This is a genomic window from Aliivibrio sp. S2TY2 (assembly GCF_028765525.1).
Classification (GTDB): domain Bacteria; phylum Pseudomonadota; class Gammaproteobacteria; order Enterobacterales; family Vibrionaceae; genus Aliivibrio; species Aliivibrio finisterrensis_A.
The window spans coordinates 56,170-69,351 of sequence record NZ_JARACS010000007.1 but is presented as its reverse complement, the minus strand read 5'-3'; the positions used below and the strand labels follow the sequence as shown (position 1 = coordinate 69,351).

The window sequence follows — 13,182 nt, the reverse complement described above, 5'->3', positions numbered from 1 at the left end:
AATATATGGACATAATTAACCATGAATAATATTAATAATGTATTTAAACGTTCACATTTAACAAAATCGATATTAACAATAATGGCCTCTTCTCTGCTTTTTGGCTGCAATTCTTCTTCTGATGACACCGGAAACCCAACACCTCCAAATACAAATGTAAAAGTCTATTTTAAATCGGCGACCAATACTTACGATAATGCAAGTTTATACGTTTGGAACAATGAGGATTGTGGTGCTTATGCCAGCGATACTTCTGATGCTAGTGATTGGAATAAGGGGTTAATTCCTGATGGTGAAGACCCAGAACTTGGCGTGTACTGGTCATTAAAGACAGATAAAGAAAATGCATCTCAATGTATTAATTTTATTCCACGAGTTGGCGAAAATAATGATAAACCACTAGCTGACTTTAACGGTAAGGTCGACTTATCTCAAACCAATGCTAATGGTGAAGTATTTACTCAAGAAGGGGTTGCTGCAGTTTACCCTGAACTGATACCTACTGGTGATATTCCAGCAAACCATGCTCGTGTATATATGAATACACCAGATGGTGACTCGAACGCGTTTCGCCTTCATGTATGGAATGAAGGAAGCTGTACCAACCTTGATGGTGATAATTCTGCATGGCCCGGCATTGAATCTTCAGGTATCAGTAATACTTATGGGGTGTACTGGGATATTCCTGTAAATGGAACAGACAACTGCTTAAATATCATTCCAAATAACAAAAGTGATGGTGATTACCAAACCGCTAATCTAAAAATTAAATTTGATAAAACAACGGCAATTGGTCACGCTGCGTTTATCTTTAAAGGAACCGATAAAATCTATTATGAACCTTTAGCGAATAAACCAAAAAATGGCATTGAGCTTTCTGGCGCAAGTGCTATTTTCGCAAGTGATGATATTCTCTTAATTAACAATAAAGACGCCACTAAAATCGAATTATATTATGCAAAAAATGCAGGGATGACCTTCGATAGCAAAATGAAAAAAGTCGTTGGTTCAGATGCGGTGATAACAAGCGAGGCATTAAGCAATTCAGAATATTGGAAAGGATCAGAGCAAAAACCTCACCTGGCGTCTGACTTTATTGCGTTTGATATCGATTTTTCTGACGCAGACATCAGTTTAAAAGAGGCTTTAAAAGGCCAATTGCTCCTAGTAGCATCAGATGCTACTGATGTAATTAAAGCGACCGAAGTTCAAACAGCAAGTGCACTAGATTCACTGTACGCTAGCCAAGCTGTGAATGAAAAATTTGGGGCTCTTATTAATTCTGATGGTACAACAACCTTCCGTTTATGGGCACCAACGTCTCAATCTGTTGCATTAGTCACTTACGATACGAATAAGAAAGAAAGTAAAAAGATCCCAATGATCTTTAATCAAGAAACAGGCAGTTGGGTTGCTGAAAATACAACGCTAGCACACGGTAATTTCTATAAATACGAAGTGACGGTTTACCACCCTGCGACAGATAAAATTGAAACTTATCAGGTAACCGATCCTTATTCATTAAGTCTTTCAACCAACTCTGAATTAAGCCAAGTTATTGATTTAAATAATGCTGAAGTGGTACCTGTTGGTTGGAATGATCTCACTCCACCACATTCTCAAGATAATCCTGTTGAATTTATTTTATATGAAGCTCATATCCGCGATTTTTCAGCACTAGATCAATCAACACCAGAAAATAGCAGAGGGAAATATTCAGCCTTCAACCAAGCCGATTCAGCCCCTGTTAAACACTTAAAATCACTGTCTGATTCTGGGGTTTCACACTTACATCTGTTGCCAACATTCGATATTGCTACGATTAACGAAGATCCGACTCAAGTCGCCAATATAGATGAACCCTTCACAAAATTATGCAGTTTGAAACCAACAATAAAAGACGATAAAGATTTTGGTAGTTACTGTAACAGTAGCGATAGTGTTGCTTCAGTATTTAATAAGAACTTAGCAAAAGACTCTCCAGAAAATGCTGTAGTACAACGCTTAAATAGCTATGTAAGAGATGTTGATGCCTTTAACTGGGGTTATGACCCATTCCACTACACCGTGCCTGAAGGTTCTTACTCAAGTAACCCCGATGGAATGACTCGAATTAAAGAGTTCCGTGAAATGGTTATGACTGTAAAAAACGACATTGGCATGAACGTCGTGATGGATATTGTGTACAACCATACCAACGAAGCAGGCGTTAGTGATAAATCAGTTTTAGATCGTATCGTCCCATGGTATTACCAACGCTTAAATGAAATAACAGGCAGTGTTGAAAACTCAACATGTTGTTCAAATACGGCGCCTGAAAATGCCATGATGGGCAAATTAATCGCCGACTCCCTAGTCGTGTGGGCAAAAGACTATAAAATCGATGCATTCCGTTGGGATTTAATGGGGCATCACCCTAAAGCACAAATTTTAGATACGTTAACAGCAGTAAAGCGTGTCGATCCAAATACGTACTTCTATGGTGAAGGCTGGAATTTTGGTGAGGTTGGTAACGATCGCCAATTTACTCAAGCAACGCAACCTAACCTGTACGGTGCTGGCATAGGAACCTTCTCTGATCGTTTACGTGATTCTGTTCGTGGCGGTGGTCCATTTGATTCAGAGATGGGATTACGCGAAAACCAAGGCTTTGGTAATGGCGCGTTTGTATTACCAAACGAACAAAATAAAACAAGCAAAGAAACAGCACTACACCTAGCTGATTTAACTCGTCTAGGTATGGCTGGTAACTTATCTGATTACCCTTTTGTTGATAGTAAAAATAACAGCATTAAAGGATCGGAGTTAGATTACAACGGCCAACCTGCAGGTTACGCAAAAGATGCTTGGGAAATTCAAAACTACGTATCAAAACACGATAACCAAACCTTATGGGATAACAACCAATATAAGATCGGTTATGACGTATCAGCAGAAATCCGAACTCGTATGCAAGCTGTTTCATTAGCAACCGCAATGCTAGGTCAAGGGGTTCCATTTACACATATGGGTAGCGAGTTACTGCGTTCTAAATCCATGCAACGTGACTCTTATGACTCTGGTGATTGGTACAACCGTGTTGATTTTACCGCACAAGACAATAACTGGGATGTAGGCTTACCTCGTGAAGACAAAGATGGAAGCAATTGGACTGTGATTCAAGATGTTGTAGATAACTCAGCTGAAAATGCTATGCCTACGACAGATAACATTCAAGCAATGAAAGCTTTCTATGAAGAGTTTGCTTCATTACGTGCATCTTCTGGCCTACTAACTCTAGGTCATGGTGAAGAGATCATTAAACGCGTAAAATTCCATAACACGGGCAGTAATCAAACCGTTGGTATCATAGTGATGAGTATGGATAACAGCGGAAGCAACTACGATGCTTCAATTGACCAAGATCGTGATGGTCTAGTGGTTGTAATAAATGCAACGCCAACAGCCCTGAATGAATTCGCTCTCTTTGACGCCACGGGTTATACGCTTCACTCAATCCAAGCAGCAAATAGCGTTAAATCAATCGCATATAACGGTTCAAAAAGCTCAAGTGTGACAAACAATAAGTTAAACACACCAGCATGGTCTGTGGCGGTTTTTGAAAAACGCCGTAACTAATATCATAAACTAACCCATAACAAAAAAGGCTTCTTCATCAAGCGATGTTAGAAGCCTTTTTGCTAAACTGAAAAACAAAAGCGAACTACGCTTCCATATATCCTTCAGGCATTTCAATACGAGCTACACCTGAATCAACCGCAGCCTGTGCTACCGCTTTAGCAACACGAGGAAGCAAACGAGGATCCATTGGCTTAGGAATAATGTAACCTTTGCCAAATTCTAGCGTATCAACCCCTGCGGCTTTTAATACTTCGGCAGGTACAGGCTCTTTTGTTAACTGACGAATCGCATCTACTGCCGCTAATTTCATCTCATCATTAATCACGCTTGCACGCACATCTAGCGCACCACGGAAAATGAATGGGAAACAAAGTACATTGTTAACTTGGTTCGGGTAATCTGAACGCCCCGTCCCCATGATTAGATCATCACGAACTTCGTGAGCCAATTCAGGTTTAATTTCAGGATCTGGGTTTGAACAGGCAAATACAACTGGCTTGTCCGCCATTAGTTTTAAATCTTCTGCATCTAATAGGTTCGGACCCGATACTCCTAAAAATAAATCAGCACCTTCAATCACATCTTGAAGTGTGCGCTTATCGGTATTGTTTGCAAAACGTTGTTTGTACTCATTAATGTCATCACGACGAGTGTGGATCACGCCTTTACGATCTAACATGTAGATCTTTTCACGCATTGCACCGCACTTAATTAATAGCTCCATACAAGCTACTGCTGCAGCACCAGCACCAAGACAAACGATGATCGCATCTTCCAATTTCTTACCTTGAAGCTCAATTGCATTCAGCATGCCTGCTGCTGTTACAATCGCTGTGCCATGTTGATCGTCATGAAACACTGGTACATCACAACGCTCAATTAAACGACGCTCAATTTCAAAACAATCAGGGGCTTTGATGTCTTCTAAGTTAATGCCACCAAAGGTATCTGCAATATTAGCCACTGTATCTACAAATTCATCAATCGTACGGTGTTTTACTTCAATATCGATAGAATCTAAACCTGCGAAACGCTTGAAAAGCAGTGATTTACCTTCCATAACAGGCTTTGATGCTAAAGGACCTAAGTTACCTAAACCAAGAATAGCGGTACCGTTAGAAATCACCGCAACCATATTACCTTTTGATGTGTATTTATAAACATCATCTGGATTCTTCGCGATTTCACGCACCGGCTCAGCAACACCAGGGCTGTACGCCAGCGCAAGATCTTCTACTGTGTCTGCAGGTTTAGTCAATGCAACTTCAATTTTACCCGGTGTTGGGTAGGCGTGATAATGGAGAGCTTGTTCGCGAAAGTCTTCTGACATGGTGATTTCCTGAATGCTAATAATTATAAGAGAATTGTTTCAAAACAGTAAATTGTATAATAGTTGATCTAGCTCAAACTTCATAGTCTTGGCTTACACATCGTACCAACCAGAATGTGGTATGTGATCACCCTCATTTTTCAGGCATAAAAAAAGGAGCCCTATAGGACTCCTCTTTTATCGGAAACTGGTAATTATTTCTTAGAACCAATTGCACCGAAACGTTTGTTGAAGCGATCAACACGGCCGCCAGTATCAACGATACGTTGCTTACCAGTGTAGAACGGGTGACATTCGCCACATACGTCTAGGTGGATTGTGTCTTTGCCTAGTGCAGAGTTGAATTCGAACTCGTTGCCGCAAGAACAAGTAGCTTTAACAGCTTTGTACTCAGGATGGATACCTGCTTTCATGGGAAAACCTCAATAATTTAGGCCGTGTCGCCATCCGATTCTAATGCCGGACACCACACGTAGTTTAACAAAAATAATAAGCATAATTAGATTACACTTACTTAAGGTCGCGTATAGTAATGAATCTGGAGCGATCAATCAACTAATCTGTTACTTTTTTCGCCGTTTTTTTTACTAGTTTGCGATATTTTTATCTAAGGGTAGACTATTCTCATTCTGATCTCTTATTAATGTTAGCCATGTCATACTCAATTGCCCACATTGCACTCCCCGTTCCTCTTGATCGCTCGTTTGATTATCTTATCAAACCGGGACAAGCTCCTGTGATTGGTGGCCGTGTAAAAGTGCCTTTTGGGCGTCAACGCTTAATCGGTGTGGTGGTTAAACTAAGCAATGAATCAGAATTCTCACGAGAAAAGCTCAAAGGGATTGATGCGGTGCTTGATAATGCATCGCTATGGCCTCCTCATCTCTACAAATTGCTTAACTGGGGCAGTACTTACTATCAATATCCCCTAGGTGAAACCCTCGCGAATGCAATGCCAGCCTGGTTACGCAAAGGTCGAGAGGCAGGTTTTGCAGCCTTAAAGGCATGGCAAATAACCGAATTAGGAAAAAACCAAGATCTTAATAAACTGACTCGAGCACCAAAACAAGCTAAAGCACTGAACTTAGTTCGTCATCAGTCATGCAGCCATGAACAAATGCTAGAAGAAGAGATCACCGCGGCAACATTAAAAGCGGTTATAGATAAAGGTTGGATTGAAGAAATCTCCCTTGCCCCAAAGCCAAGCTATTGGCAGCGCAATGTTGAGGTAACCCAAGAGAAACCACAGCTCAATGAAGAACAAGCTATTGCAATTGCAACCGTCAATGCAAGTCCTGAGTTCGGCTGTTATTTACTGGATGGTGTAACAGGTTCTGGTAAAACAGAAGTGTACTTACAATTATTAGAGCCCATTCTAAAAGCAGGCCGCCAAGCTCTGGTTTTGGTTCCTGAGATTGGCTTAACGCCACAAACCATCAATCGCTTTAAACGTCGCTTTAATGTTCCTGTCGATGTCATTCATTCAGGTCTTAATGACACTGAACGTTTAAATTCATGGCTAGCCGCACGAGACAATCACGCAGGCATAATTATAGGCACCCGCTCAGCTCTATTTACGCCTTTTCATGATCTTGGGATCATCATTGTCGATGAAGAACATGATGCCTCTTATAAACAACAAGATAGCATGAGATATCACGCTCGCGATCTTGCAGTGATGCGTGCCAACTTAGATAACATCCCTATTATTTTAGGCTCGGCAACTCCAGCACTCGAAACGCTGCACAATGCGAAAGTCGGTAAATACCACCACCTAACGTTATCCAAACGTGCAGGTACGGCAATTCCAGCTCGCCATGGCGTATTAGACGTAAAAGGCCTGTATTTAAATAGTGGTTTATCTGCCCCTTTAATTGCTCAAATGAGAAAACACTTATCTGAGGGCAATCAAGTCATGTTGTTTTTAAACCGCCGAGGGTTTTCTCCTGCACTCATGTGTCACGAGTGCGGTTGGATGGCAGAATGTAAACGTTGCGATGCTTATTATACTTTTCATCAACATAGCAATGAAATTCGTTGCCACCACTGTGGTTCACAGCAACCCATTATTCATCAATGTCAGGGTTGTGGTTCGACTCAATTGATCTCTGTTGGCGTTGGAACAGAACAGCTTGAAACACAACTCATGAATTTATTTCCTGAGTATAAAACCGTTCGTATTGACCGAGACAGCACCCGCAAAAAAGGCAGCTTAGAGAATTACTTAGACGCGATTAAAAATAACGAATACCAAATTTTAATTGGTACTCAAATGCTAGCAAAAGGCCACCATTTCCCCAACGTCACCCTAGTCGGCTTAATTGATGTAGACAGCTCATTATTTAGCAGTGACTTTCGTGCCCCTGAGCGTTTAGCTCAGCTCTTTATTCAAGTGGCAGGTCGTGCTGGACGAGCCAGTAAACCAGGTGAAGTAATTTTACAAACTCACCATCCAGAGCACTCGCTACTACAAAGCTTATTGCATCAAGGTTATGGACACTTTGCTGAGTATGCTTTACAAGAGCGAAAATTTGCTCAGCTTCCTCCTTATACCCATTTATCTCTATTCAGAGCAGAAGCAAATAATAGTGATAACGTAGAGCAATTTTTACGGCAAGTGCGCGACATACTAGAGAGCCATCCACAATTTCATGACGCCACGCCGGTATTAGGGCCCATCCCTGCACCATTAGCAAAACGAGCAGGTAAGTATCGTTGGCAACTGCTTTTTCAAGCGCCAAACAGAACCGTAATGCAGAGTATGTTACGAGGAGCTAAGGCAGCGATTGAACTGCTCCCATTAGCGAAAAAAGTTCGCTGGACGCTTGATATAGAGCCTCAAGACCTTAGTTAGTGTAAGGATTTTAATTCTATTTATTTTTCATTAAGGAGGAAGATAATCAGCCCCCATGTGAGGCAAGTCACAACGTAGATGTAATTTTTGTTAGATCGCCCGTATTTAATTCTTTATTTTACACATAAAATATCTTCTAAAATAAACAGAGCAATCGTTTACTTAATATTAGATTTTAGTTGGAGAGAATTATTATGGCGACAATGAAGGACGTTGCTCTATCGGCAGGGGTATCAACAGCTACGGTATCACGAGCACTAATGACACCAGAAAAAGTATCGTTAACCACTCGTAAACGTGTAGAGAATGCCATCATTGAAACGGGGTACTCTCCAACGACACTCACTCGTACTTTACGCCGTAATGAATCTAAAACAATAGTGACCATTGTGCCTGATATTTGCGACCCATACTTTAGCGATATTCTACGAGGCATTGAAGATACCGCCGTCGAGAATGGATATATCGTTTTGGTTGGCGACAGTAGCCAGCAACAAAAGCGCGAGCATTCTTTTGTAAATCTTGTTTATACCAAGCAGGTTGATGGCATGGTACTGCTAGGCTCGGATCTTCCTTTCAATGCCAGTCGCCAAGAACAAAAAAACTTACCCCCTCTTGTTATGGCTTGTGAATACGCGCCTGAATTAGAATTACCAACCGTTCATATTGATAATTTAACCGCTGCATTTGAAGCCGTGAATTACTTAACTAAACTAGGCCATAAACGTATTGCCGAGTTATCTGGCCCTGAAGATTCTGCCCTATGTCAATTCAGACACCAAGGCTACCAACAAGCATTGCGCCGAGCAGGAATCACTATGAACAGCGCCTACATTCATTATGGTGATTTCTCTTTTGAAGCAGGCGCGAAGGCAATTAGCCAACTACTCTCTCTCTCCTCACCACCAAGCGCCGTATTTTGTCACAACGACATAATGGCCATTGGTGCAATTCAAAAAGCAAAGCAAATGGGTTTTCGTGTACCTCAAGACATCTCCATTATGGGGTTTGATGACATTGAATTTTCCCAGTATTGTGAGCCGTCATTAACCACTATTTCACAGCCTCGCTATGAGATCGGACGTCAATCTATGCTTATGCTTCTAGAGCTACTTAAAGGTCATGATGTTCGTTCAGGATCCCGATTGTTAGAATCATCATTAGTAATAAGAGAAAGCACTGCACCACCAAAAAACCATTAATAATAAGAACTCTAAACATCAGCAAGAAGAATCCACAAAGCAAAGTCATTGATTGGGTCAATATTTTTCTCCAATTAGTGACTTTTTGCGTACTTTTTCACACAAATACTGGTATGAGTAGCGACAACTGATTACCATAAAGAACCTTCTTTGAATTCTGTATAAAGTAACGCACTGTGGCTAATAAAGATTACGTAAAACGTGGACGCACCCCCAAGAAACCGGCAAAAAAAACAGCCAAGAAAAAAGGCGTTAAGCAGCCGATATCACCGGGCTCTACTCCTTGGAAAGCCGTTGCCGTTGCAGGCCTATTGGTTGCAGTATTTGGCTATGCCCTTTACTTTTTAAATGACTCTCCAGCGCCAGAGCAAAAAGAAACCATAACGGAAGTCGCTCCAGCTAAACCCAAGAAAACAAGTTCTAACCAAGAAATTCCACCATTGCCAGAAGAGCAATGGAGTTATATGGATGAACTTCCAAATAAAGAAATTGAAGTAGAACAAAAAGAGCTAAAAGTATCTGAAGTTCCTTACATCATGCAATGCGGCGCTTATAAATCACGCTCACAAGCTGAAGAGCGCAAGATGAATATTGCTTTCCAAGGCATAACATCTACCGTTCGTCATGCTGACGGCAGTAGTTGGTATAAAGTGGTTCTTGGACCGTATAAATTTAAACGTGATGCAGAAAAAGATCGCCATAAGTTACAACGAGCTAAAATCGAACCTTGCGCTATCTGGAAAGATCAGTAATCACTCATCAATAAGTTCAGCGACTAAAATCGCTAATAGCATCACACATTTAAAAAGGAGCGCATTGAGTGCTCCTTTTTTCTATCTATTCAACTTGAAAAGCCTACTCCTTCCCCCCATTACAATAGTAATAATCATGAAGATGATGTCATGCTTTAATTAATGGCGTCGTCGAATAAGAGGTTTTACTCGTGACTACAATTGTTTCTGTACGCCGTGAAGGCAAAGTCGTGGTTGCTGGCGATGGCCAAGCATCTCAAGGTGATATGATCGCAAAAGGCAACGTAAAAAAAGTACGTCGTCTATACAATGATTCTGTTCTTGTTGGTTTTGCTGGTAGCACAGCAGATGCCTTTATTCTGTTCGACCTGTGTGAACGAAAATTAGAAATGCACCAAGGTAACTTAACCAAAGCTGCGGTTGAGTTAGCTAAAGAATGGCGTAGTGACCGAGCATTGCGTCGCCTTGAAGCAATGTTAATTGTGGCAGACAAAACCACTTCTCTTATCATCAGTGGTACGGGCGATTTAATCAACGCGGACAATGATTTACTGACTATCGGTTCTGGTGGCTATTTTGCTCGCTCTGCAGCGACCGCATTACTGGAGAATACCGATTTAGATGCTCGTGAAATTGCCACAAAAGCGTTAACTATTGCTGGTGATATCGACGTATACACCAACCACAATCACACCGTTGAAGAACTGAACGCTTAACCAAAATAAGGAATTCCCATGTCTGAAATGACTCCTCGTGAAATTGTACACGAACTAGATAGCCATATTATTGGTCAAGATAAAGCAAAACGTTCAGTCGCGATTGCACTTCGTAACCGCTGGCGTCGTATGCAATTGGAACCAAATTTACGTGCCGAAGTTACGCCTAAAAACATCCTAATGATTGGTCCTACTGGTGTAGGTAAAACAGAGATTGCACGTCGTTTGGCGAAGTTAGCAAATGCGCCTTTCATTAAAGTTGAAGCGACTAAGTTCACTGAAGTAGGTTACGTTGGTAAAGAAGTTGAGAGTATCATTCGTGATTTAACCGATGTTGCTATCAAAATGACACACCAACAGGCCGTTGAAAAAGTAAAATTCCGAGCTGAAGAGCAAGCAGAAGACCGAATTCTAGACATTTTATTACCACCAGCGCGTGATGCATGGGGTAATAACGAAGAAGGCGATAATGATTCTGGTACCCGTCAATCTTTCCGTAAAAAACTGCGTGAAGGCAAACTAGACGACAAAGAAATTGAAGTGGATGTTGCTGCACCTCAGGTTGGTGTAGAGATCATGGCTCCTCCTGGTATGGAAGAGATGACAAACCAACTTCAAGGTATGTTCCAAAACCTATCAGGCGGTAATACAACCAAAAAGCGTAAGATGAAAATTGTTGATGCCCTTAAAGCACTAACAGAAGAAGAAGGCGTGAAACTGGTTAATCCTGAAGAACTAAAAGAACAAGCCATCTTTAACGTAGAAAACCACGGTATCGTATTTATCGATGAAATAGACAAGATCTGTAAAGGCTCAAACTCTCATTCAGGTGATGTTTCTCGTGAAGGTGTGCAACGTGATTTACTGCCATTAGTTGAGGGCAGCACAGTAAGCACTAAACACGGTATGGTGAAAACCGATCATATGTTATTCATCACATCGGGTGCATTCCAGATGGCAAAACCGTCTGATCTAATCCCTGAGTTACAAGGCCGTTTACCTATCCGTGTTGAGCTTGAAGCATTAACAGCAAATGACTTCAAACGTATCTTAACGGAACCAAACGCGTCATTAACTGAACAATACATAGCTCTATTGGCAACCGAAAATGTAAGCGTTGAATTTACTGAAGATGGCATCACTCGTATTGCTGAGTCCGCTTTCCAAGTAAACGAAAGTACAGAAAACATTGGTGCTCGTCGCTTACATACGGTGATGGAACGCCTAATGGAAGAGATCTCTTACGATGCTTCTGAAAAACACGGCGAGAGCTTAGTTGTTGATGCTGAATACGTAAGTTCGCGTTTAGGCAAGCTAGTCGCAGATGAAGATTTAAGTCGCTTCATTCTGTAATTTTTAGCCTTTATGCTAAATAAAGCCTCGTTAATGAAAATTAGCGAGGCTTTCTCTTTAGGAAACGCATTATTTTAAGCCACTATTTCCCAAGAGTGTGTCATATCAATGCCTTCACCTAGCATTAAACATACTGAACAATACTTCTGTAATGAATCAGCAGTAACTTGCTCAACAATGCTAGGATCCAGATTATCACCACTCACTTCAAAATGAATATTCACATGAGTAAACAGCTTTGGCGCAGTTTCACGACGCGCGCTTGATAACTTAGCAATACAGCCTGTTACTTTTTGATTTGCAGATTTAAGTCCATCTACAACATCAACAGAACTGCATCCACCAGCGGCCATTAACACCATTTCCATCGGGCTTGGGGCTTTTTCACCACCATTTCCATCCATTACCACAGAGTGACCAGATTGAGATTGACCTAGGAAAGTAAATCCCTCAATCCATTTAACTTCAGCGTTCATAAAAGCCTCTTTACTACATAAAAAGAAAACTCGTGATCCATTTCACGAAATTGTGCCCTTGGTCGCACATTTCATACGATCAAAGTCAAGAAATCAACGGCGAAACAAGGTATGATTTTATCAATTATCTCAACGAACATGCAGCCTTGTTCCGATAACCATATTCTATAGGCCAAACTGATATTTGGCTCAGTTATTTTAAAATGGACATCGCCTACTTGGCAAACGCAGAGGAAGTATAAAGTATGGTTCTAGGTAAACCTCAGACAGACCCAACATTAGAGTGGTTCTTATCTCATTGTCACATTCATAAGTACCCTTCAAAAAGTACTTTAATCCACGCTGGTGAAAAAGCTGAGACACTTTACTACATCGTAAAAGGTTCTGTTGCTGTACTAATCAAAGATGAAGAAGGTAAAGAAATGATCCTTTCTTACCTTAACCAAGGTGACTTCATCGGTGAGCTTGGCTTGTTTGAAGAAGGTCAAGAACGTTCAGCATGGGTTCGTGCTAAAAGCCCTTGTGAAGTGGCTGAAATTTCATTTAAGAAATTCCGTCAGCTTATTCAAGTAAACCCAGATATTCTGATGCGTCTTTCTGCTCAAATGGCAACTCGTCTACAAATCACTAGCCAAAAAGTAGGTGATTTAGCATTCCTAGACGTTACAGGCCGTATCGCTCAGACTCTATTGAATCTAGCTAAACAACCAGATGCAATGACTCACCCAGATGGCATGCAAATTAAGATCACTCGTCAAGAGATCGGTCAAATTGTAGGTTGTTCACGTGAAACTGTTGGCCGTATCTTGAAGATGCTTGAAGAGCAAAACTTGATCTCTGCACACGGTAAAACAATCGTAGTTTACGGTACTCGTTAA

10 protein-coding genes are annotated in these 13,182 nt (G+C 41.1%); 7 read left to right on the top strand and 3 right to left on the bottom strand.

Features of this window, described 5'->3' with window-relative positions:
* The first annotated feature begins 21 nt into the window (after window positions 1-21).
* The gene (gene pulA, locus PVK63_RS12330) at window positions 22-3,618 is read left to right on the top strand and encodes a pullulanase-type alpha-1,6-glucosidase (protein WP_274440532.1); all 3,597 of its coding nucleotides are present in this window, start codon (window positions 22-24) and stop codon (window positions 3,616-3,618) included.
* A gap of 85 nt (window positions 3,619-3,703) precedes the next feature.
* On the opposite strand, the gene PVK63_RS12325 is transcribed toward pulA, so the two are convergent.
* Both PVK63_RS12325 and rpmE read right to left on the bottom strand, forming a co-directional pair.
* A complete protein-coding gene (locus PVK63_RS12325) occupies window positions 3,704-4,951 on the bottom strand; it encodes a malic enzyme-like NAD(P)-binding protein (RefSeq protein WP_130047172.1) in 1,248 nt (415 codons plus the stop codon).
* Window positions 4,952-5,145: 194 nt separating this feature from the next.
* Window positions 5,146-5,364 carry a 50S ribosomal protein L31 gene (gene rpmE / locus PVK63_RS12320; RefSeq protein ID WP_130047173.1) on the bottom strand — a complete coding sequence of 73 codons (219 nt, stop codon included), beginning with the start codon at window positions 5,362-5,364 and terminating at the stop codon, window positions 5,146-5,148.
* A 239-nt stretch (window positions 5,365-5,603) separates the two neighbouring features.
* Between rpmE and priA the strand changes: the two genes are divergently transcribed.
* The 5 genes from priA to hslU all read left to right on the top strand — a co-directional run bounded on the left by priA (window position 5,604) and on the right by hslU (window position 11,828).
* A complete protein-coding gene (priA, locus tag PVK63_RS12315; protein WP_274440535.1) occupies window positions 5,604-7,805 on the top strand; it encodes a primosomal protein N' in 2,202 nt (733 codons plus the stop codon).
* Between the two features lie 194 nt (window positions 7,806-7,999).
* Complete coding sequence (cytR, locus tag PVK63_RS12310; RefSeq protein ID WP_130043905.1) at window positions 8,000-9,007, top strand: DNA-binding transcriptional regulator CytR; 1,008 nt, start codon at window positions 8,000-8,002, stop codon at window positions 9,005-9,007.
* 176 nt (window positions 9,008-9,183) lie between these two features.
* Window positions 9,184-9,759, top strand: coding sequence for an SPOR domain-containing protein (locus PVK63_RS12305; RefSeq protein ID WP_130043904.1), 576 nt, complete (start codon window positions 9,184-9,186; stop codon window positions 9,757-9,759).
* 191 nt (window positions 9,760-9,950) lie between these two features.
* Entirely contained in the window at window positions 9,951-10,475 is a 525-nt protein-coding gene (hslV, locus tag PVK63_RS12300) for an ATP-dependent protease subunit HslV (protein ID WP_005421069.1), read from the top strand.
* Between the two features lie 18 nt (window positions 10,476-10,493).
* Entirely contained in the window at window positions 10,494-11,828 is a 1,335-nt protein-coding gene (gene hslU, locus PVK63_RS12295; protein WP_130047175.1) for an HslU--HslV peptidase ATPase subunit, read from the top strand.
* Between the two features lie 74 nt (window positions 11,829-11,902).
* On the opposite strand, the gene PVK63_RS12290 is transcribed toward hslU, so the two are convergent.
* The gene (locus PVK63_RS12290) at window positions 11,903-12,304 is read right to left on the bottom strand and encodes an OsmC family protein (RefSeq protein WP_130047176.1); all 402 of its coding nucleotides are present in this window, start codon (window positions 12,302-12,304) and stop codon (window positions 11,903-11,905) included.
* Window positions 12,305-12,549: 245 nt separating this feature from the next.
* On the opposite strand from PVK63_RS12290, the gene crp reads away from it, so the two are divergent.
* A complete protein-coding gene (gene crp / locus PVK63_RS12285) occupies window positions 12,550-13,182 on the top strand; it encodes a cAMP-activated global transcriptional regulator CRP (protein WP_005421074.1) in 633 nt (210 codons plus the stop codon).